The sequence below is a fragment of the Streptomyces paludis genome (assembly GCF_003344965.1).
Classification (GTDB): Bacteria; Actinomycetota; Actinomycetes; order Streptomycetales; family Streptomycetaceae; genus Streptomyces; species Streptomyces paludis.
The window spans coordinates 4,246,397-4,266,857 of record NZ_CP031194.1 but is presented as its reverse complement, the minus strand read 5'-3'; the positions used below and the strand labels follow the sequence as shown (position 1 = coordinate 4,266,857).

Here is a 20,461-nt window from a genome sequence, read left to right as displayed (position 1 = left end):
CATGCCGTTCCCGCCCAGCCGGAGGTCTGCTGTGAGTTCCACCCCCGAGGACTCTTCGGAGTCCCTTGCCAAGGCCCGCCGTCTGGTTCTCGCACTGCTGTCGCAGGACCGTCAGCCTACGCCGGACGAAGTACAGAGCGCGGTCACCGTCATCTTCGGGATGCTGGCCGGCCAAGGCGAGGTTCTCGACCGTGACCAGCTGGCCAAGGAGATCGAGGTCCTGACAGCGGTCTTCCAGGAAGGCTCCTCCGGCCTGGAGAGCGACAGCGGACACGAGCCGTGGCTGCCGGAAGCGAAGAACGACCGGGCATGGGACTTCTGGGAACGCTACCGGCGGTATCTGGAGGACGTCCGCAACCTCCCCCCGCTCGTCGTACGTCGGCTGGACCAGAGCACGGACGAGGTCCTGAGTCAGCTCGAGGACCCGCACCGTGCCGGCTCTTGGCGGCGGACAGGCCTCGTGATCGGGCAGGTCCAGTCGGGCAAGACCGGCCAGTACATCGGTCTCGCCGCGAAGGCCGTGGACGCGGGATACCAGTTCGTGGTGATCCTCGCCGGCATCCACAACGACCTCCGCAGCCAGACCCAGCTGCGTGTGGACGAGGGGCTCCTGGGGTTCGACACCCAGCACCAGCAGCGGTCCAACCAGAACGGGAAGTCCCGGCTCATGGGTGCCGGCCGGATGCCGGGCGTCAAGAAGCTCGACATCGCCTCCCCCACCAACAGCTCGGAGAAGGGCGACTTCGGTCGACAGGCGGCCAACGCCGTCAACTTCCCGCTGGGCCGCTTCCCAGTGGTTCTCGTCGTCAAGAAGCACTGGAAGATCCTCGAGTACCTGCGAACGTGGGTGACCGAGGTCCAGGGCACGGAAGACGAGACGGGAAGCAAGGTCGTACGCGACATCCCGCTGTTCGTCATCGACGACGAGGCGGACAACGCCTCCATCAACACCAAGCGCGACCCCGAAGCGGATCCGACCAAGACCAACGGCGCGATCCGCGAGCTCATGAAGAGCTTCGAGAAGTCGGCATACGTCGGGTACACCGCCACCCCGTTCGCCAACATCTACATCGATCCCGACGTCGACCACGCAGAACTCGGCGCCGACCTCTTCCCCGACAGCTTCATCCGCACCCTGCCGTCCCCAACCAACTACCTGGGTCCGGAGCGGGTGTTCGGGCTTCGGACCGACACCGACGACGAGGAGGACGTTCCCCCACTGCCCCTCGTACGGCCCGTTGCCGACTCCGAGAGCTGGATCCCGAGCAAGCACAAGTCCTCCTCCGTCCCTCCCGACGACCTTCCTCGGTCCCTCCGCGAAGCGATCGACTCGTTCGTCCTCGCCAGCGCTGCACGAAGGGTGCGGGGCCAGACGAAGGTCCACAACTCCATGCTGGTGCACGTCACCCGCTTCACGACGGTCCAGGGGATCGTCCGCGATCAGGTGGACGACTACCTGCGCCTCCTCGTGGACTCCCTCCGCGATCGGTACGGGCAGGCAGCGCAGCGCACGACGGAGCTCCGCGCCCTGTGGGAACGGGACTTCGTACCCACCACGGGGCACTTCCCCGCAGACGAAGCCCGGCGCGTCACCTGGGAAGACGTGTCGAGCCAGCTGATGCCCGCTCTGCGGAAGATCGTGGTCAGGACGGTGAACGGCGCCTCCCGCGACGCGCTCGACTACTACGAGCACCGCAGGACTGGTCTCTCCGTCATCGCGATCGGGGGCCAGAAGCTCTCCCGGGGGCTCACCCTGGAGGGGCTGACCGTCAGCTACTACCTGCGTACGTCCAGCACGTACGACACTCTGCTCCAGATGGGTCGCTGGTTCGGATACCGGCCAGGGCACGAGGACCTCTGCCGCCTGTACACGACGCCCGGCCTGCAGGCGAAGTACATCGAGGTGACCGCTGCGACCGACGAACTGCGTCGTGAGGTCGAGGAGATGGCAGCGTTGGATCTCAGCCCGAGGCACTTCGGGCTGAAGGTCCGTGCTTCCTCGCTCGGCCTCGCGGTCACGGCTGCCAACAAGATGCGCCAAGGAACGAAGGTCATGCTCAGCTACTCCGGGGAGGGCCCGGAGACGGTGATCTTCAACCTCTCCGACGGGGTACCTGAACACAACCTCAAGGTCCTTACGGATTTCGTCCGGAGACTCGACGGTGCGGCAACTGGCGACCAGAAGTCGGCGGGCGCCAACGTCACTTGGAAACAGGTACCTTCCGGCGCCATCGTGGACTTCCTCGGTCGTTACGAGACCGACCGGATGGCGCAGAGGGTCCGTCCCCGCTTCATCGCGAAGTACATCGAACAGTGCGTGGCCGTGGGTGAGCTTCCGCAGTGGACAGTGGTCCTTGTGGGCAAGGTGGCGGCCGAGGACCGGCAGGAGATCGCCGGTTTCAGCATCGGGCCTGTGGAACGCACACCTCTCAACGACACCGACAGCGAAGGCCGGTTCACGATTCGCCGCCTGCTCAGCCCTCCGGACGAGTACCGATTCGACCTTGAGGCCGCCCAGGTGCGCGCCGCCGTCGACGCGACGCAGAAGGCCGCAGCCATCAAGAAGCGGGAGAAGGTACCCCAGTCCCCTTCGGGTGAGCACGTCCGCTGGCAACGTCGACCCGACCAGGCGCTGCTGCTCGTCTATCTCGTCGAACGGCCGGCGACCGAGGACGGTCCGGCTCAGCCCCCGCTGGTGGGCTTCAAATTGAGCTTCCCGCGCTCCGAGCACCAGTCCGACACCGAGTACGTCGTCAACAGCATCTGGCAGAAGGAGGGCCTTGACGCCTTCTACGACGAGGAGGATGGGGAATGACCGTCACCGAGGACGAGTGGCACGGCCTGGAGGCACCCCAGGGCGCCCCCGGCCGGTCACGCATCCGCCTGCATCCTGACGCCCCGTTGGACGTCTTCCTGTCCGTCTCCCACCCGACACAGCGGCGCATGCTCGTGCTCAGGACCGACGCCCGCTCAGCGGACCACATCGTGCGGACCGTGACCCGGTTGCCCAGCGCGGCCGGCCTGGAGATGAACCTCAGCGCGGTGTCGCGTCTCGAGTACGAGCTCCAGGTGGTGCTCACCGCGGACGAGCTCCGTGAGGTGTTCAACCCTCTCGTCACCGACGTCGCCGACACGGTGAGGGAAGCCCCCGGAGCCGCAGCCGCTCTGACCGCAGCCGTGGAGCGGTTCGAACGGTGGCAGGACCTCCTGCGCGCCGTGGGCAGAGACGGTCTGGGCCCCGAGGCTCGTCGCGGGCTCGTCGGCGAGCTCCTGCTGCTGCGCGACCACATCCTGCCGGTCGTCGGGCCAGCCGAGGCCGTCGACTCCTGGGCCGGGCCGAGCGGAGCCAACCAGGACTTCCAGCTACCCGGAGTCGCCGTCGAGACGAAGGCCAGCACCGCCAAGCGTCCCCGCGGCATCCGGATCGCCAGCGAACGCCAGCTGGACGACACGGGAACGCCCGCGCTCCTGTTGTCCCTGACCATGCTCGACGAACGTCGAGGAGGTTCGGGCGAGAGCCTGAACCGCTTGGTGGACCGGATACGCGAGCAGCTCACCAGCCCCTTCGTACGCGCCTCCTTCGACGGCCGACTCGTTCAAGCCGGGTATCTTCCCGGGCACCGGGACCTGTACGAAGAGCCTCGGTACACCCTCCGTGACCTGCGTTTCTGGCACGTACGGGAGGGTTTTCCGAGAATCGTCGAGTCAGATCTCCCCGAGGGTGTGGGCGACTGCACGTACAGCTTGAGCATCTCGGGGTTGGACCGGCACCGCGCCACGACGGACGAGGTGACCGCATTGATCGGGGGAACCCATGCCTGAGCTCGACCTGTCCCAGTACGCCCGTGACCTCGTCGCTGACGTCCAGGCGACAGCCGACGCCGAGAGAACCACCACTCCGGAGACGTTCACGCGGCGTGTGTTCGAGGACCTGGAGCAGGCTGGCATCGCGTCCAACACGTTCACGGCGTTTCACGGTGCACACGGTCACCTGGTTCACGGCTACGCCATCGGGGACTCCGGAGAGTGCCTCGACCTCTTCGTCACGGACTTCCACTTGGAGCCGCTGGCATCCAAGCTCACGAAGGGGCAGACCGAGACCGCCTTCAAACGACTGCTCACCTTCGCCCGTCGGTGCCAGGACGGCTTGCGCCGGCACATCGACGAGTCCTTCGACGTCTACGACATGTGCGCGGCGGTGGAGAAGGCGCTCACCGAAGTGCGCAGGATACGGCTCTTCCTCCTGAGCAACCGCGTCGGCACCAGCACCGCAGTCCCGCCCACCGACTTCGACGGCCTTACCGTGACCCACGAGGTGTGGGACCTGGCACGGCTGCACCGCCACGCTACCTCCGGCAGCATCAGCGAACCCATCGTCGTCTCGTTCGACCCTCCGCTGCCCTGCGTCGCGGCGCCCAGCAGTGAGCCCGACCACTCGGTGACCATGACCGTGATCCCCGGGCAGAGGCTCGCAGAACTCTACGGGGAGTACGGGACGAGGCTCCTCGAGCTGAACGTCCGCTCCTTCCTGCAGGCCCGCGGGTCGGTCAACCGTGGCATCCGGGAGACCCTGCTGAACTCCCCCGGCAGGTTCCTGGCGTACAACAACGGCATCACGGCGACCGCTTCGCAGGTCGACTTCGCCCACGACCCGGAAGGCAGGCCCACGGGAATCTCCCGCGTGCACGGGCTCCAAGTCGTGAACGGCGGTCAGACGACAGCCTCTCTGCACTACGCCTCCAGCCGCGACAAGGCGGACCTGTCACACGTGGCCGTGCAGATGAAGCTGACGGAGGTCTCCCCGGAGCGGCTCTCGGAGATCGTCCCGATGATCTCCGAGTACTCCAACACCCAGAACCGCGTGACGTTGGTCGACTTCAGCTCGAACCACGAGTACCACGTGGCCGTACAGCGCATCACCCGCTCCCTGTGGGCGCCGGCGACGGACGGCAGTGGTCAGGAGACCCACTGGTTCTACGAACGGGCGCGCGGCCAGTACACAGACGAGGTGGCCAAGGCCCGGACGCCCGCGAAACAGCGCACGTTCAAGAAGCTCAACCCGACGAAGCAGAAGTTCACCAAGGCGGACCTCGCGAAGTACGCCAACTCCTGGAACCACCTTCCGTTCCAGGTCAGCCGTGGTGCACAGAAGAACTTCGCCGTGTTCATGGACCGCATCGGCGAGGCGCACCCACGTGTCGACGTCCAGTACTGCCAACGCGTGATCGCCATGGCCATCCTCTTCAAGGCGGTCGATCGCATCGCGGCGAACCACGAGGCAGGCAGTTACAAGAGCATGATCACGACGTACACCATGGCTCGCCTGTCGCTTGCGACGGAGCAGCGCATCGACCTCGACAGGATCTGGCGAGAGCAGCAGGTCTCCGCTGCCGTCGAGGCGGCGATCGACGATCTCTGTCCCAGGGTGATGCGGGCGGTGACCAGGCCGCGCGAGGGCAACCACGTGGGTGAGTGGGCGAAGAAAGCCGTCTGCTGGGACGCCGTCTCCCGCGTGTCCTGGTCCGTGCCTGGTGGCCTGGAGGCGGAACTCCTCGATCACCCGCTGGACGAGGAGGCCATCGCAGGGGGTGCGGAAGGCGGCCAGCGGGCGCGCGACGAGGTGGCGTCGATCCCGGCGGACGAGTGGTACGCCGTCAAGCGATGGGCGAAGGAGACGCACAACCTGGATCCCTCGCAGCGCCAGCTGGCGCAGTACGTCGGCAGGCGAATCGAGCTCGACCAGGAGATCCCCGAGCCACAGGCGATACAGGCCCTGCACGCGCGCAACGAGGCGCTGTCCCTCGGGTTCGTCCCCGGTCGGTAGGTCCGGATCCTCGTCAGCCCTCAGAGCTCTCCGCGCTCGAGCAGATCCCTCATGGCGTCCTCGGCGCGACGGAGCACGATCCGCCCGTCACCGTCGCTGAAGGCCAAGAGGTCCGTCCCGGGTATGATGCCCGCCTCCGCGAGCAGGCCAACGGGGAGTTCGACCCAGCCGTGATCGTCGACACGGAGTTCCGCAGGTTCACGAAGCATGAGACGAGTGTGGCACCCTCACGCTCGTGGGCCGACGACAGGCTGGGGCTGAGGATGACAGCACGTGAGGACACCACAGGCACGGAGTGGGTCAGCACGGAGCTGAGCGGCCATCTGCGCGGTCGGCGCGCCCGCGACACGAAACCGGAGGTGGCCCTCCGACGACCCGTACACCGGCTCGGCCTCCGGTTCCGTCTACAGCGCAAGGTGGCTGCCCGTTGCACGGCGGACTTCGTCCTGCCCAGGTACAACGTGGCGGTGTTCGTAGACGGATGCTTCTGGCACGGATGTCCTGTGCACGGCCCGAATACGTTCCGCGGCCCGAACGCCTCCCTGTGGGAAGCGAAGATCGAGACCAACAAGGAGCGCGACCGCCGGAACACCTCAGCAGCCGAGGCCGTCGGCTGGACCGTCGTCCGCGTCTGGGAGTGCGAGATCCGGGCGGACGTCGAGCGCGCTGCGCTCAGCGTCGCCCGGCAGTGCGACCAGGCTCGCGAGCCTGAGTCGGCACCGTCTCCCGTCCGTGGGTTCCGGTCAACGCGTCCGTGAACAGGTCACCCGAGAACCTCTCCCTGCCAACGCAGTACTTACTCAGAGGACACACCTCGCAGAGCGGCTCCTTGGCCCGGCAGGAGCTGCTTCCGATGAGCCGGAGCGCCGCCATACGCAGAGGCGCGTCCTTGCCGGCTCCGACGAGCTTCACCAAGTCCACTCGACCGTCGCTGAGCCTGTTCGTGCGGTCCGAATCGCTGCCGTGCAGACGGGCGGCGACACGCAACGCCCCCTGCCCCACCCACAGAAGGTCCTCACCGACCAGCAACCGGTAGACCGTGGCCTCAGCCGGCTTCAGTTTCAGGTACTCGCGTACCCCTTCCTCTTCGCCCCAAGCACTCTTCTTGCCGACCATCACAGCGAGCCGGTCGACTCGCGCCTTCGCGGCCTCGGAGGGCGCCGCCGCGATGAGTGCCTCGAGGGCGGCCTTACTGAGTGACGTTCGTCCGCGCACGACCTCGACCACCGCCGCCAGCTGGGCGGGTTGCATCCTGGTCCCGGACAGTATGGCCACCACAGCAGCCTGCAACCCGGACATATGTTCGCCCGGAAGCTGGTACCAGTCCTCCGACTCACGCCGCCCTTCGGCCCAGGCGGTCAGGTCCCTTCGCACCCTCCGCCAGTGCGGCTGAACTCCGCCTTCGGCCGGCTGCACGTCGCTTACGGGCAGCAATGCTTCGGCCGCAGCCTCACCCAGGAGGGGCGGCACCGCGTTGCCGATCTGGCGAAAGGCGTCACTGCGCGTTCCGGCGAAGCGGAACCTGTCCGGGAAGGTCTGCACCCGCGCCGCCTCCCGCACGGTGAGGGTGCGCGGCTGCTCCTGGTCCGGATGGATGTACCAGTAGCCGTCCTTGGCGATGTGGGCGGTGATCGACCTGCTGAGATCCGACCAGTCGAGCTTCTTGTACTTGTCCGTGAAGTGGTCAGCCTTGTAGCGCTGCAGTTCCGGGGAGATCTGCGAGTACAGGGTCTTGGAGTCCATACTGGAGAAGATCTCCGCATCGTCCACCCGGACCCGTCGGGTCATATGGTCCCAGACCCGTTCCTTGGGCGCCCACTTGCGCATGTCAAGCGCGAACCTGGAGAGCTTGTCCGGCTTGTCGTACGGCAGTTCGCGCTGTCCGATGCGTTCCGTGGGCGTGACGGGCAGAACCGGCAGGTCACCGATAGCGTCCCGCAGCGTGGTCCGCTGATCGTGCTCCAGCTCCTCCCGCCAGCCGAAGTGCTCCACGTCGTTCCTCGCCAGCAGGATCAGACGCTTCCTGTGCTGCGGAACGCCGTAACGCCATGCGTCGACAAGACGCACCTGCGTCGCGTACCCGAGCTCCTCCAGCTGCTCTTCAATGGTGCGTACCACGAAGAAGTCGTCGCCAAGCCCCATGTCCGGCACGTTCTCCATGAGGACCGCGCGCGGCCGGAGACGCTTCACGACATCGAGGTAGGCGCTCCACAGTTCCTTGCGGCGATCGTGAGGATCGCGCCCGTGATGTTCCACGAGACTGCGGATCTTGCTCCGGCCTGCCCTGCTGAACGGCTGGCAGGGAGGACCACCGGCCACCAGGTCGATCTTGGCCGGTGCCAGCATGTCCACGAGCCTATCCCGCTCATCGGGTTTGCCCAGGTCCATCTGAAGACTCATACCCGGGAAGTTCGCGGCGTGCGTCCGAAGAGCCCGCTCGTCGAAGTCGACCGCGGCCGCCACCGTCCAGCCCGCCCGTTCCAGTCCGAGACTCAGTCCGCCCGCTCCGGAGAAAAGGTCGACGGCCAAGCGCTTTCCGACGCCGAAGCCACCGAGCCACTTGCTGAAGTTCTCGGGCTTGCAGCTGTTCCTGTGACGCTTGAGCTCAAGGCTGTCGCTCCGCTCTAGGGGCACCCCGTAGTGCTGCCTGCGCACAGTGCGAACCTCCATTGGACGAGAAGAACGAGCACCAGGAGATCACACATCCTCTGGCAAGATCAAGAATCCGGCGTCTACCTCGGAGATCAAGAACCGCTCGGGACGCCACAGGCGCAGCAAGGATATTACGTCCCCCCTCACTCCTGCAGGCGAAAGCAGTCCCCTGGCCACTCCCAGAGATGACCAATCATACGGATATGCACTGACAAGATCACCGAAGTGGATACACGCTGATGCCCTGTATTCAGGTGTCCCTGTGGGAGGAAATTCTGCCCCGGCTCGGATCAACCCTGACACCGGCGGGCCGTCCCCTGAACGGTGCGTGGCCGCCTGACCGCTCCGTCGTCCTTGCGTCTGTACAATCTCCAGCATTCTTCCGGCCGGAATAGTGCAGTACCGGTATCGATTGATCCTCCTGTACTGATCGCGGGAGGGGGACGCTGATGGCTGACTTGATGCTGTTCCGGCAGGATGCCGAGGGCCTTGATGTCGAGCTTCAAGGCTCGACGGTGGCGCTGGAGGTGGAACTGCAGCGTCGCGTCGAGGCTGGAACGGAGTCGATGCTCGGCATCCGCTTCCTGGCTTCGGAGTACCCGACCGGGCCGTGGCACCGAGGTCGGATCGACACGCTCGGGCTCGACGAGAACAACACCCCCGTGGTGATCGAGTTTAAAAAAAGCTCCGCCAGCGGGGCGCTGTCCCAGGCCGTCTCCTACCTGTCCTGGCTGGAGTCGGCGCACCACGAGTTCGAGGCGCTCGTGCGGAAGGTGCTGGGCGCGGAGGGCTGCCGGGTCGATCGACTGGCGTCGACCTCGGATGGTCTGTATTGCGGCTGGCTTCTCCCATCACGACCGTGTGGCCGTGCAGCGGCTGCCCGAGCGGATCGACCTGGTGCGCTACCGGATCTTCGAGGGCGGCCTGCTGAGCTTGCTGCTCGTCGACTCCTCGCCCGGCTTCCCGACCGCCGCTTCGTCCCGGCGAAATCGGGAGCGGGAGGCGGCGGTCGACGTCGCGGCGGCGGCCCCGGTGGCTCCTTCGCCGGCGGATGCCAGCCTCGTACCGAAGTGCCTGCGGGACCTGTACGCGGAGGTGGACGACGCGCTCACGGCGTGGGGCGAGGTCGAGGATCCTAGATCCAGGCGCCGAGCCCTCCCCGAGACTTCGGGGAAGGTTCGGGGAGCCCTCGGCGAATGCGTCCTGACCTGCACTTTTCGCGTCCGCGTGGCCAGGGGTGCCGGTTATGCCATCGAAGGCGTGCTGCTGGAGGGCGGGATCCTGGGCTGCGTGCCCAAGAGCGCCTGAGCGTTGGGCCAGCCGGGATGCGCGCCCGTACAGCTCTGCCTGCCGGTCCGGGTCCAGGAAGGGGTTGGCATTCACTTGCCGCACCCCCGCTCAGGACGTGGCCCGGTCGTCAGCTGCGCTGAGCGGCGACTCGCTGGAGCCAACGGCGCGTGTGCCGTCGGCTGGTGAGCAGCACCACGTCCGCGTGGCCTGCGGCGAATTCCTCGATCTTGGCCAGGACACGCGGTCGCATCGCCCGCCGGTACGTGGCCACGTACTTGATCACGCCCCAGTGAATGCGGTTGTGGACCCCGTTGCCCTTGTGCCCGGCACCGTGCCGAATCTGTCGGGAGAGGACTCCCCACAGCGCGGCCGGAGTCGAGACGTCCATCAGCACCACGGTGTCGCAGGCTTCGAGCCGGATCTGGAGTGTGGAGTTGTAGTTGCCGTCGATGACCCACTTCGGCCGCGAAATGAGGCCCCGCTGTACCTCGGCGAACTCCTCCATGGGCAGCGCGTTCCACTCGTCGTCGTAGAACGCGGCGTCCAGGTGCGTCACCGGGGCGTCCAGAATCTTGCCCAGTTCGCGGGCCAGGTGGGATTTGCCGCTGCCTCCGCAGCCGACGATGGCGACCTTCTTCATAGCGCTCAACCCTAGAGGTGTGGAGGTGTACGGCCGACTCGGCGACCGGTACGCGTACGGATGAAGCGAGCAGGACGGCGCGACGAGTGCCGTGCATCAGACAACTCCCTGCTTCGCTGTGGAGACGGCAGTGACGGTGGTGGTGACGGACCTCAGCACCGCTTCGAGGGCGTCGATCTGTTGGCTGAGGCGGAAGAGCTCCAGACGGCCGATGCACTGGGCGATCAGTTCGGCGTGCTTCCGGGTACCGGCGATGGACTGGAGATAGGCGATCCGCCGGATGACCTCGCTCCCGGTCCCGACCACCAGCGTCTCCGGCACGAATCTCTCGACGTGCCGGATGTCGGCCGGTGCCAGCGGAAGGCACCCGGCCAGCACCGCTTCGAAAAGCCGCTGGGTCATCTGGCCGGCCGAGGCGTATCGATCGGGCAGGAGCAGGACCGTCGCCAGAGTGGAGCCGTAGAAGCGGGACACGTCAGCGAAGGGAATACGGCCGACGAAGGTGACGTGTGGCCAGCGGCCGGTGTTCGTCCACTTGCCCGCTACTCGGTGGTCGAAGCGGGTGGCTGCCGGGGCGAAGAAGCGGTCGAACTCGCTGTCCCGGTCGTACTGATTGCCGACGTACCCGAGCGGTATCTCGCGCGGCTGTGCGGCCAGCGCGTCCGGATCGGCTCCGTCGATCAGTGAGCCGGCCACCGGGAACAGCAGGCTGTGGGCCCCACGTGTCGGGGCGAGCGCGGCTTCGCAGACGGTGACATGGGGAGTCCGGCGCCAGAGGCTGTCCGTACGGAGCTGCCGGTCCTTGTCCCAGATCACCGTCGGGGTGCGGCGCTGCGCGGTGTAGCGCCTGATGAGTTCGGCCTGGCGGTGCAGGTCACAGGTGTGACCTTCGGCATCGCACTCGGTGGTGTTACGTCCTTCGATCGGCCAGCGCCATTCGAGGAACAGCACGTCGATCTCCGGGATGCCGGAGTCGAAGGTGTGCCTACCCCCAAGGTCGTCGCCGGCTTCGAAGCGGTCTCGGTCGGCCTGGAGGAAGACGATGTCGTGGCCGCGATCGAGGAGCGCGTCGATCAGCGGGCGGCGGTGGCTGCGCCCTCCGTCGGGGGTGTCGGTGACCCCGTTACCGAGGAAGCCCCAGAAGCTGTATCCGATCTTCACTTGGTGATCCACCGTCCTTCGAGCAGCAGCGCGTCAAGTCCGGAGTGGGCGAGGCAGTCCAAGGCCATGTCGGGGGTTCCGCAGATGGGCCGACCCTTGACGTTGAGGGAGGTGTTGATCAGTACGGGTACTCCCGTGCGGCGACCGAATGCCTCCAGGACCTGGTGCATGAACGGGTTCTGGTCGGCGGATACGGTCTGGAGGCGGGCCGTACCGTTGGCGTGGACGATCGCGGGGATACGCTCGCGGGCCCCGTCGGTCACCCGGGAGGCCATGGACATGTACGGGGAGCCCTGGCCCAGGGTGAAGAATTCACCGGCGCGGGCGGCGGTGACCACCGGAGCGAACGGCCGGAAGGGCTCGCGGAACTTCACCGTGGCGTTCAGCCGCTCGACCACGCCGGCTTCCAGGGGCGAGGCGAGAATCGACCGGTTCCCCAGTGCGCGCGGGCCGGCTTCCACCCGGCCCTGGAAGAGCCCCACGATCATTCCGTGGGCCAGCTGGTCCGCAAGGAATTCCGCGATCTCCGGGCCGAGGACCTTCAGCTTCAACCCCGGCCACGGGGTGAGGTCGAGCTTCGGCTCGGGGTAGGACGGGCCGAGGTAGCAGGCACGCGCGATCCCGGCGAGGGGTTCTCTGCCGCCGCCGTCGGCATGTACGGCAACGGCTGCTCCGATCGCGGTACCCGCGTCGCCGGGGGCAGGCGGAACAAACACCTCGTCAAAGATCTCGGCCTCGACAATCCTTCCGATGGCGACGCAGTTGGTGGCCACTCCGCCGCCCACGCAGAGACGGCGTGAGCCGGTGAGCAGCCGCGCGCGTCGGGCGAGGTGGAGCATGACGTGCTCAGTGCGCTCTTGGAGGACTGCGGCAAGGTCCTGGTGGACTTGGCCGACCGGCTCGTCCGGATGCCGGGGAGCCCCCACCTCAGCGATGAAGCAAGGGGATGTTCGCGGATACCCGGAGGTGAGGACGCGTGGGGGGAAGCAGACCGGGTCCACAACGAAGCCCGTGCTGGTCGTACGGATGGCGCGGGCGAACAGGTGCCGGAACCGGGCCGGGTCGCCGAGCGCGGCGAGCGCCATGACGGTTCCTTCTTCGTCGCCTCGCCGCCAGCCAAGGTGATCCGTGACCGCTCCATAGACATAGCCGAGGGAGGCCGGGTCGTACATGGCTTCCATGGTGCGTGTGACGGGGCGACCGCCGTCGTCACGCCCCCGGGCAATGGTGGTGGTTTGCCGCTCACCGAGGCTGTCGACGACCAGCACCGCGGACTCGCTCCAGCCCGAGGCCGCGAAAGCCGTCAACTGGTGAGCGCGGTGGTGCAGTACGGGCGTGACGCGGGCCCCGGGGAAACGTCGTCCAAGAGACTCCACCCGCCTCTGAGTGCGGCGGGGGTCTCAGCGAGGTAGCGGGCCGGCTGAAAGTTGTACGCGACAGCGTCTATGTCGCCCGGTGTGAGGCCCGCGTCGTCCAGGAGCCAATCGATGGCGCGGTGGGGGTACTCGCGGGTGTGCTTCTTCCCGGACAGGCGCTCTTCCTCGACGAAGCCCAGCAACTCGCCGTCGACCAGGAGCGCGGCGGCGGAGTCATGGGTGAAGGAGCAGAGGCCGAGGATGACGGAGGGGGCGTGGTCCATGCGGCGCCTCACATCGTCCCCGTTCCCGCTGAGGTCGGGATGGTCCGGGCGGTCGACGTACCGGTGCGGCGTACGAGTTCGCCGTACCAGGCGATCAGCGCCTCCCCGAGTGGCGTATCAATCGTGTCGGCGACACGCCACGCCTGTTCGCGCAGCCCGTCCTTCCACAGCCGGTAGCTGCACATCGTGTCGGCCATGGCGGCCCAGCCCGGATGCCCCGTCTCCTCGCGCGCTCCCACCTTGGCGAGCAGCTTGTCGAACCCCTCCCAGGGCGTGGCCAGTTCGGGCATGACCGTGCTCGCGGTCACGTCCGTCAGCGTGTCGGCCCTCTCCATGTCACGCTCGTAGATGTGCAGCGATCCGACCTGGTGGTGGTACTCGCCCAGGTCGGCGTCCAGCCATCCGGCGACCAGTTCGTGGAGCGTGGTGAAGAAGAAGAGGTCGTACGGCATCCCGATCCACACGTCCTGGCCGCGCATGCTGGTCGTCATGTGCAGACGGCCCGCACGGAGGTGGAAGCGGAAACCGAGGGTGCAGGGCACGTCCTTGTGACCGGCCGCGTCGCGCGCCGGGTCGTAGAGCTGGATGAGCGCCCGCCGCGAATCGCGGTCCTCCTTGAGGATCTCGACGACACGGCGGAGCTGGTCGACCGTCCCTGCCCAGTTCCGCATCCGGGGCCCGTACGCACCACGCAAGATGCCGTCGTCGGTGAACTGCCGAAGGCGCGCGTTGTAGTCGTAGATCCACGGCTCGTCGGAGCCGGACAGGTGCCAGACGGTCTCGGCCACGGCGAAGGCGGGATTCAGGATCCGGGTGGGCGGCGCGTACAACAGCCTGGCCCGGGGCTGCGCCAGCGTCATGGTCACGTTGAGGACCTCGCGTGTGGCCATTCCGCGAGGGGCAACCTCCTCGCCAGCCTTGGCCAACAGAACCGCTCCGGTGAAGAGTTCGGCGACGCTGTCGCCGGTCAGGTGTGTCATCGGACGGAGGCTCCCTCATGTCTCGGCACGCCAGAAGAACCGGCGACGGAGGCATCGTGGTGGGCGAGGTCGGTGTGCGCGTGATCCGGGCGAGCCCGGTCGATGATGAGTTGGGCGATGTCGCGGGCGCTGTTGCCTTGCCAGAGGCACACCGCGTCGCGTGCCTCCCTTACGCCTCTGAGGTACGGCTCGCTCGGTGTGGCGAGCGCGCTCGCGATGTCGGAGGAGGAAACGCAGCGGTGGGCGAGGGAGTGATCCGCCAGACCGAGTGTGCGTTCGCCGGGCAGGTCCAGTTCCAGTACGGGGACGTCGAGGAGTACGGCCTCGATGCCGCAGGTGGAGTAGACGCTGACGACCGCGTCCGCGCCGGCGAGGCAGCCTCGCGCGCCGACTTTCGGATCGGCCACAGCGACCGGCAGCCTCCCCTCCCGCTGGAGGACGTACTCGAAGGCGTGGCTGTCCTGGGCGGGATGCGGTGCGATCACCAGGCCCCAGCGCTCCTGCGCCGCCTGGAGGCCGTCGCAGATGATGTCCGCCTGCGCGCGGAGGCGGTCCGGGGCGAACGGCTGGCAGGCCCAGACCGCGATCCGGTCCGGTCCTTGTCCGCTGCTGGTGGCAAGGAGCGTCCGGAGGTTACGGCGCTGGGCTTCCCGGTCGAGTCCGGCGAGCACGTCGAAGCGTGGCTGCCCAAGGACGTGGATCTCGGCTTCCGGGTGTCGTACCCAGGCTTTCGCCGAGGCGACATCGCGTTCGCCCATGACAACGAGGTGACGACTGTGGAGGGCCGGCCAGGCCACCGCCTCCGGCGTCCACGCTCCGTGCTGGACGTGCACGGTGTTGACTCCGTGCCGTTCGGCAGTGTGGACGGCGAGGGCGCCGAGAGGGCTGGTGTCGTTGCTCAGCAGAACCGTGTGGGGGCGGACGACGGTGAGGACTTCGTCCAGCCACGTCTCCGTACGTATCACCGCGCGCCAGGACAGCTGAGTGCATCCGGCCGTCGTCTCGATGAGGGCGGCTGCGAGGCGTTCCAGCCTGTCCAGTCGAACGAGGTGTCGGCCAACCATAACGCCGCCGTCGGTCCCGGTGGGCTCCTCAGTATCGAGCCGCAGCCCGGAGACGGTCCCCGATACGGCCAGAACCTCAGGCGCCACCGGGCACAACCTGATCAGTCCGGCGCCGGGCGCCGGGCAGCGCTCCGCCGGGTCCGTGGCGAGGTCGAGGAGAAGACTGGGGTGCCCGTGGCGGTCAAGTTCCTCCAGTACGGGCATCAGCGTGGCAGCGTGCCGGGACGACCAGGACAGCGCGACCACCTCGGCCGTGGGCAACCCCGAAGCCGAGGGGGTTGGTCCGGGCGAAGCGTCGAGCCGGGGAGCCGCCGCCTTCCGCAATCGCGCGGCCCGTACCGGGTTGTGTGGTGCCGGCGCTCCGAGAACGTAGGCGACGCCGGACCAGGTGACGGTGTAGCGGCGGTACTCGCGGGAGCTGGTCTCGCGCAGGCTGAGCAGCCCCTCGTACGGAGCGAGGGTCATGGGGCCGGGCGACTCGGCGAAGGGTTCCCAGGCGCTCAACGCCAGCAGCTTCCGTACGAGCTGCGCGATCAGACGGCGCACGGGGACGTGCTGCACGTACAGCCACGAGGCACCGCCGGGTGTTGCCGCGCGGTGGGAGCCGTGGTTCTCCAGCGCCGCCATGACGTTCGCGACGTGCTGATCCGCCTCGCGTCGGTCGATGGGCAGGGCTTCGAGTTCCCGCGTGGTGATCCGGGTGGACCGCGTATTCCGCAGCGAGGCTTCTCCGACGAGAGCCCAGACGGTCTGGCCTCCGACGGAGGTCCGGATCAGGCCGAGAGCGCTTCTCTTCGACGCGGTCACAGCAAGCTCCCGTCGATGAAAGGCGCAGGCCACCGGTCCTCAGCGAGGACTTCGAGGAGGTCCTTCGGCGCATTGGCGATCCGGGGAGCCGGACTCCCGGGGGCGCCGTAGCCCCAGGCCGCGTGGACGTACGGCACCCCCGCACGCCGGGCACACTCGTGGTCGACCGCCATGTCACCCACGTACACGGCTGACCGCGGATCGACCGAGAGGTCCACGAGGGCGAGCAGCAGCGGATCCGGCGCCGGTTTGCAGCGGCCCTGTCCGTCCCGGGATGGTGCCCGTACGGAGGCGAAGGGGCAGCCGAGCCGGGCGAGCAGCGGTGCGGCGCGGTCGAGCGGTTTGGATGTCACCACGGCGAGAAGCCAGCCGGCGGCGACGAACGCGCGAAGTACGTCCTGCACGCCGTCGAACGGTTCGGCCAGTACGGCGGAGGACTTCGAGGTGGCGGTGTACGTCTCGTGGATCCGGTCGGGTTCGGTCAGCCCGAGGCGTTCCATGATGTCGTCGAAGGGGCGGCCGAGGTGCTGCTCGTACGCCTCGAACGGCACCTCGACACCGTGCTGTGCTCGGACGGCTTGCCATGCTTCTCGCATGACGGGTCGTGTATCGAGCAGGACGCCGTCAAGGTCGAGGACCAGCGCCCGTTGCGGCGGGGCTCCCGTCATGGCGATCACCTCCCCTCCTCCCTGTCATCGGCGAGGATCTGCCAGCGGTAGGCGAGGCTCACTCCATGGGCCGCGTCGGCGGCCCCCATCCTGTCGAGTAGCCGCCGGACGTATTCCTTGGCGTTGTGATGCGACATGAGCTGCCGGCGTGCCACTTCGCGGGTGGTCGCACCCTCGCTGAGAAGGCCGAGCACCGTCCTCTCCGCATCGGAGAGGACGGGCGCGGTGGCCTCCGCCGGGACCGACGGTGTGACGACGCCGTTGCGGTAGGCGAGGGCTACGAGGCAGGCTCGGCTGCTCGTACCGAACTTGGCCCGGATGCTGCGGAGGTAGCACTTGACCGTGTCCTCGGACAGCGTGGCGGCCTTGGCGATCTCTCCGTTGCTCGCTCCCTGCGCGAGCAACGCCAGTACTTCCGTCTCCTGGGCGTCAAGGGCGGAACGACCGGCGGCAACTGAACAGGCATGGCAAACAAACCTCCACGTTCGAGCGGTGGGACGGCAGGAATTCGGCACTGCTAGGTGATGTTCAGAGCGCGGCGGCAACCGGTCGACGGGCCAAAACGGCCCGCACGGTCTTGCCACTTCCGTCTTCGTTGAGACGTACGGTCCACGCGTCCGCCTCAGCCGAGATGAGCAGGAGCCCCCGGCCGTCGACGGCGCCGGGGCCGCTGATGCGGGGCGTAGGCGGTTCAGGTGAGTTGTCCGCCAGTTCGATGTCCACCACACCGTCCTGCGCAACGGCGAGCGTCAGCGTGATGAGTTCGGCTTCGGATTCGGGCTTGGTGCGGCCGTGGTGGCGGGCGTTCGTGGTGAGTTCGCTGACGATGAGCAGCGCCCTGTCGGCGAGTTCGTCGAAGCCCCAGTCCGTGAGGACCTTCCTGGTGAAGGAGCGGGCGGCACGTGGGGCCAGGTCGTCGGAGTTCAGGGTCAGGGTCACAGCAGCCCGGCGTCCGGAGGACCCGATGTGGCTCATCAGGCGGCCTCCTTCGACGTGGGCAAGACGCCGCCGGTCTCCGGAGCGACGGTGAATCCCTCGGCGAGGGAGAAGCGCGGCTCGCCGAGGGCGCGCAGGAACCGCCGTTCGCCCCGGAACTCGGTACGGGCGTGGAGCCAGCGCCGGTTGTCCAGCAGATACGCCTGGCCGGGAGAGAGCCTGACCGTGTGCTGGTGGCGCGCGACGGCCTCGCGCAGGTACGGAACGTACGGGCTGACCAGCGGGCTCCACCGCGCCAGTCCGTCCTGCCGCAGACGCACACTCACCCGGCCCCCGGGGTATGCCGTGAACACCTGCGAGAGATGGCCGTTGCCCGCGCCGAAGTAGACGGTGCGCGGCCCGGACAGCATGGCGACCGCGTCGGGGCACCGCGTCTGAAGATCGGCGTGGACGGCCCGGCCATCGGTCAGGAGGCACTCCCCGCCGAGGTCCGCGTCTCGTTCGCAGCCCAGCAGCATCAGCCGGGGCGGCACCGGAACCGCGGAACCCTCAGTGTGCGCCGCGAGTTCACCGCTTCCGAAGCCCGCGAATCCGGGACGGTCGCCGTGCCGACTGATGTGGCGGATGGTCGTGAGACGGTCCGGGTCGCTGTCCCTGTGTGGTACGACGGTCATGAAGCGCGCGGCGAACGCCAGAACCGCGCTTCGCCCGAAGAGGCCGTCCACAATGACGAGCCCGGTCTCCCGAAGCCGCGCGGCGACGATCGCGTCGTCCGGCGCGGAGGCGGTGGCAGTGCCGACACTGTGGGCGGCAAGCAGGTCCGGGGGGTGGGTTATGGCTCCGCGCATGCTCTGGCTCCTTCGTTGCTGGTGGGCGGTTCCACTCTCGGGAGCGGGGGTCACCGCGGTAAAGCGACAGATTGTCGACTCGGACAAAACGCCACGTCCGGCCGCCTCTTGTGTGCTGCGTGCTACGTTCCGAAGGACCGGTTCGCAGATCGCAGGGCGAGGACTCTCATGCCGTACAAGCCGCCCCTCTGGCCCGTATCCGTCAAGGGCGTCGCCCTTGACGCCCGGGGCCGGGTGCTGCTGCTCAGGAACGAACGGCAGGAGTGGGAGCCGCCCGGCGGGCGGCTGGAGACCGGCAACGAGTCCGGTGGCCAGTTGCCGGATGTGAGCCCCGAGCGGGCCGTCGAGCGTGAAGTGGCCGAGGAGACGGGCTGGGAGGTCAAGGCCGGTCCGCTCATCGACGGCGGCACCTGGATCTACGAGCCGATCCCCGGACGCCGCGTCCTGATCGTCACGTACGGATGCACTGTCCTGACGCCGGAGCGGACACCGGTGCTCAGCCACGAGCACAAGCAGATCGGCCTCTTCACCGCCGACGAGGTCCCCGGGCTGAACATGCCGGCCGGATACAAGCGGTCGATCGCGGCCTGGTACGCAGAGACGTAGCGCGGTATGAGCGGGGGCACAATGCACGACCGGACCAACCCGACCAGCACCGCCGTGCACCGTCCCTCCGCCCAGCACGCGCTGTGGCACTGGGCCACACCGCAGGCCCCGCTCCTCCTCGCTGCAGGGGATTTGGGACCGATCCTGCGCTTCTACCGCGCGGTCCACGGTCTCAACCAGACCCAGCTCGGCGCGCTCCTCGGCTACGACAAGACGTACATCTCCGCCTTCGAGGTGGGCAGACGCGGGCTCGACGATGTGGGGTCGCGCCGCCGGGTCTGCGAGCGGCTGCGGCTTCCTCCGCACATCCTCGGCGTCACCGATCCCGCCGACAGCGACCACCGCGCGATGCTCCAGTTCGGCGAGTCCACCATCCGTCTCGCCGAAATCGCCCGCCAGTCCGGACACGCAACCGCGGCGGTGGAGGAGCTGTGGCCCCTCGTCGCCCGGCTGGAAGCCCGCGTGGAAGACGGTCACACGGAACAGGACGTCCTGCGTCTCCTCGCCCGTGCCCGGGTCGGACTGGGGGTGGCGCTGGGCAACGTCCTGCCGGAGGAACGGCTGAGCACCGCCGCACACTGGACCGCCAAGAGCCTCCCCATCGCCGAGCACTTCGACGACCGCGCCTTTCTCTCGTACGCCCTGCGGATGCACGGAAACGAGCTGCGCAAGGCCCGGCTGCGCGGAGCAGCTGTCAACCGTCTGCAACGCGCGACGGCGCTGGCCCCGGATCCCGACGCCCGCGCGGCGGTTCTGCCCCTGCTCGCCCGCGCCACCGGTGCACTCGGCAACGCCGACCTCTTCGACCGGGCCATGCGCGAAAGCGACGAGCTTCTCCACTCCGTTGAACACACAAGCCTGTTCAACCCGTTCGCCCTCCACGAGGTACGGCTGCGCGGCCTGGTCGCCACCGGAAGAGCCGAGGTCGCCGTACGGCTGGCCGAGGCCGCGCCCGGTCCTACGACGGCGGTCGCGCCTCAGTGGCATGTCATCGAACGCGTGACGGTAGCCCATGTACGGCTCCTCGCCGGCGACCGGCACGGCGCCGCCGAGTCGCTCGATACGGCGACCAGAGAAGCGGTACGGCAGCGCCTCCCTCACCAGCTCCAGCGCATCATCAGAACTGCCGGCGACCGACTTCCCCACATACGTGGTACGGCATGCGATGCCCTGGAACGGCTCCGCGAGGAAATGGCCGCCTGATACCCCGTCGGAGATGCGAAGCAGAGGAATCCGCCGTGCCGCCATGAGTACGCCTCCTCAGTTCCCGCCGAGAGCCGAAAGCCCTCGACAACAGCGGACGGGACACGCTGCCATCGACGAGCGGAACACGCATATCGCGTGCG

Annotated in this window: 19 protein-coding genes; 7 read left to right on the top strand and 12 right to left on the bottom strand. The window is 67.8% G+C overall.

The annotated features are described in order from the left end of the window. The first annotated feature begins 31 nt into the window (after positions 1 to 31). From DVK44_RS18965 to DVK44_RS18955, 3 genes are read left to right on the top strand one after another with little or no spacing between them, the layout of a single operon-like run. Positions 32 to 2,815: a Z1 domain-containing protein gene (locus DVK44_RS18965; protein WP_114660716.1), complete on the top strand. Its 2,784-nt coding sequence runs from the start codon at positions 32 to 34 to the stop codon at positions 2,813 to 2,815. After that, on the top strand, positions 2,812 to 3,822 hold the full coding sequence (locus DVK44_RS18960) for a PD-(D/E)XK motif protein (protein ID WP_114660715.1): 1,011 nt from the start codon (positions 2,812 to 2,814) through the stop codon (positions 3,820 to 3,822). Before DVK44_RS18965 ends, DVK44_RS18960 begins: the two co-directional genes overlap by 4 nt. Beyond that, on the top strand, positions 3,815 to 5,824 hold the full coding sequence (locus tag DVK44_RS18955) for an AIPR family protein (RefSeq protein ID WP_114660714.1): 2,010 nt from the start codon (positions 3,815 to 3,817) through the stop codon (positions 5,822 to 5,824). Before DVK44_RS18960 ends, DVK44_RS18955 begins: the two co-directional genes overlap by 8 nt. 20 nt (positions 5,825 to 5,844) lie before the next feature. Here DVK44_RS18955 and DVK44_RS18950 read toward each other — a convergent pair whose 3' ends face one another. Further along, a complete protein-coding gene (locus tag DVK44_RS18950; RefSeq protein WP_114660713.1) occupies positions 5,845 to 6,033 on the bottom strand; it encodes a hypothetical protein in 189 nt (62 codons plus the stop codon). A gap of 54 nt (positions 6,034 to 6,087) precedes the next feature. Here DVK44_RS18950 and DVK44_RS18945 point away from each other — a divergent pair, with 54 nt between their 5' ends. Continuing rightward, entirely contained in the window at positions 6,088 to 6,582 is a 495-nt protein-coding gene (locus tag DVK44_RS18945) for a very short patch repair endonuclease (protein ID WP_114665269.1), read from the top strand. Here DVK44_RS18945 and dcm read toward each other — a convergent pair. Then, on the bottom strand, positions 6,497 to 8,479 hold the full coding sequence (dcm, locus tag DVK44_RS18940; protein WP_114665268.1) for a DNA (cytosine-5-)-methyltransferase: 1,983 nt from the start codon (positions 8,477 to 8,479) through the stop codon (positions 6,497 to 6,499). The two genes, DVK44_RS18945 and dcm, sit on opposite strands and share 86 nt — an antisense overlap. 864 nt (positions 8,480 to 9,343) lie before the next feature. Between dcm and DVK44_RS37195 the strand changes: the two genes are divergently transcribed. Next, positions 9,344 to 9,784 carry a hypothetical protein gene (locus DVK44_RS37195; RefSeq protein ID WP_228447252.1) on the top strand — a complete coding sequence of 147 codons (441 nt, stop codon included), beginning with the start codon at positions 9,344 to 9,346 and terminating at the stop codon, positions 9,782 to 9,784. A gap of 109 nt (positions 9,785 to 9,893) precedes the next feature. Here DVK44_RS37195 and DVK44_RS18930 read toward each other — a convergent pair whose 3' ends face one another. From DVK44_RS18930 to DVK44_RS18890, 10 genes are all read right to left on the bottom strand, one after another. Continuing rightward, on the bottom strand, positions 9,894 to 10,406 hold the full coding sequence (locus DVK44_RS18930; protein WP_114660712.1) for a P-loop NTPase family protein: 513 nt from the start codon (positions 10,404 to 10,406) through the stop codon (positions 9,894 to 9,896). Between the two features lie 96 nt (positions 10,407 to 10,502). After that, positions 10,503 to 11,567, bottom strand: a complete 1,065-nt coding sequence (locus DVK44_RS18925; RefSeq protein WP_181957487.1) for a glycosyltransferase family protein — start codon at positions 11,565 to 11,567, stop codon at positions 10,503 to 10,505. Next, complete coding sequence (locus DVK44_RS18920) at positions 11,564 to 12,874, bottom strand: carbamoyltransferase family protein (RefSeq protein ID WP_231717291.1); 1,311 nt, start codon at positions 12,872 to 12,874, stop codon at positions 11,564 to 11,566. Before DVK44_RS18920 ends, DVK44_RS18925 begins: the two co-directional genes overlap by 4 nt. Next, positions 12,871 to 13,206, bottom strand: a complete 336-nt coding sequence (locus DVK44_RS37190) for a carbamoyltransferase N-terminal domain-containing protein (RefSeq protein WP_228447250.1) — start codon at positions 13,204 to 13,206, stop codon at positions 12,871 to 12,873. Before DVK44_RS37190 ends, DVK44_RS18920 begins: the two co-directional genes overlap by 4 nt. Positions 13,207 to 13,214: 8 nt before the next feature. Beyond that, positions 13,215 to 14,186, bottom strand: a complete 972-nt coding sequence (locus DVK44_RS18915; protein WP_114660710.1) for a thymidylate synthase — start codon at positions 14,184 to 14,186, stop codon at positions 13,215 to 13,217. Next, complete coding sequence (locus tag DVK44_RS18910; protein WP_114660709.1) at positions 14,183 to 16,057, bottom strand: glycosyltransferase family protein; 1,875 nt, start codon at positions 16,055 to 16,057, stop codon at positions 14,183 to 14,185. Before DVK44_RS18910 ends, DVK44_RS18915 begins: the two co-directional genes overlap by 4 nt. After that, positions 16,054 to 16,725: an HAD family hydrolase gene (locus DVK44_RS18905; RefSeq protein ID WP_114665267.1), complete on the bottom strand. Its 672-nt coding sequence runs from the start codon at positions 16,723 to 16,725 to the stop codon at positions 16,054 to 16,056. The genes DVK44_RS18910 and DVK44_RS18905 overlap by 4 nt, the downstream gene beginning before the upstream one ends. A gap of 5 nt (positions 16,726 to 16,730) precedes the next feature. Continuing rightward, a complete protein-coding gene (locus DVK44_RS36455; protein ID WP_228447249.1) occupies positions 16,731 to 17,240 on the bottom strand; it encodes a helix-turn-helix transcriptional regulator in 510 nt (169 codons plus the stop codon). Positions 17,241 to 17,253: 13 nt separating this feature from the next. Beyond that, positions 17,254 to 17,700 carry an ATP-binding protein gene (locus DVK44_RS37185; RefSeq protein WP_114660708.1) on the bottom strand — a complete coding sequence of 149 codons (447 nt, stop codon included), beginning with the start codon at positions 17,698 to 17,700 and terminating at the stop codon, positions 17,254 to 17,256. Continuing rightward, positions 17,700 to 18,509 (bottom strand): TauD/TfdA family dioxygenase, encoded by an 810-nt coding sequence (locus DVK44_RS18890; RefSeq protein ID WP_114660707.1) that lies wholly within the window; start codon positions 18,507 to 18,509, stop codon positions 17,700 to 17,702. Before DVK44_RS18890 ends, DVK44_RS37185 begins: the two co-directional genes overlap by 1 nt. A 168-nt stretch (positions 18,510 to 18,677) precedes the next feature. Between DVK44_RS18890 and DVK44_RS18885 the strand changes: the two genes are divergently transcribed. After that, positions 18,678 to 19,115 (top strand): NUDIX hydrolase, encoded by a 438-nt coding sequence (locus DVK44_RS18885; RefSeq protein ID WP_114660706.1) that lies wholly within the window; start codon positions 18,678 to 18,680, stop codon positions 19,113 to 19,115. A 6-nt stretch (positions 19,116 to 19,121) separates the two neighbouring features. Continuing rightward, the gene (locus DVK44_RS18880) at positions 19,122 to 20,318 is read left to right on the top strand and encodes a helix-turn-helix domain-containing protein (RefSeq protein WP_228447248.1); all 1,197 of its coding nucleotides are present in this window, start codon (positions 19,122 to 19,124) and stop codon (positions 20,316 to 20,318) included. Positions 20,319 to 20,461 lie beyond the last annotated feature (143 nt).

Bases quoted from the DNA above. Each gene is read 5' to 3' on its own strand.
- DVK44_RS18960 (WP_114660715.1), top strand. From the start codon at position 2,812: ATGACCGTCACCGAGGACGAGTGGCACGGCCTGGAGGCACCCCAGGGC.
- DVK44_RS18955 (WP_114660714.1), top strand. From the start codon at position 3,815: ATGCCTGAGCTCGACCTGTCCCAGTACGCCCGTGACCTCGTCGCTGAC.
- DVK44_RS18950 (WP_114660713.1), bottom strand. From the start codon at position 6,033: ATGCTTCGTGAACCTGCGGAACTCCGTGTCGACGATCACGGCTGGGTC.
- DVK44_RS18945 (WP_114665269.1), top strand. From the start codon at position 6,088: ATGACAGCACGTGAGGACACCACAGGCACGGAGTGGGTCAGCACGGAG.
- DVK44_RS18930 (WP_114660712.1), bottom strand. From the start codon at position 10,406: ATGAAGAAGGTCGCCATCGTCGGCTGCGGAGGCAGCGGCAAATCCCAC.
- DVK44_RS37190 (WP_228447250.1), bottom strand. From the start codon at position 13,206: ATGGACCACGCCCCCTCCGTCATCCTCGGCCTCTGCTCCTTCACCCAT.
- DVK44_RS18915 (WP_114660710.1), bottom strand. From the start codon at position 14,186: ATGACACACCTGACCGGCGACAGCGTCGCCGAACTCTTCACCGGAGCG.
- DVK44_RS18905 (WP_114665267.1), bottom strand. From the start codon at position 16,725: ATGACGGGAGCCCCGCCGCAACGGGCGCTGGTCCTCGACCTTGACGGC.
- DVK44_RS37185 (WP_114660708.1), bottom strand. From the start codon at position 17,700: ATGAGCCACATCGGGTCCTCCGGACGCCGGGCTGCTGTGACCCTGACC.
- DVK44_RS18890 (WP_114660707.1), bottom strand. From the start codon at position 18,509: ATGCGCGGAGCCATAACCCACCCCCCGGACCTGCTTGCCGCCCACAGT.
- DVK44_RS18885 (WP_114660706.1), top strand. From the start codon at position 18,678: ATGCCGTACAAGCCGCCCCTCTGGCCCGTATCCGTCAAGGGCGTCGCC.
- DVK44_RS18880 (WP_228447248.1), top strand. From the start codon at position 19,122: ATGAGCGGGGGCACAATGCACGACCGGACCAACCCGACCAGCACCGCC.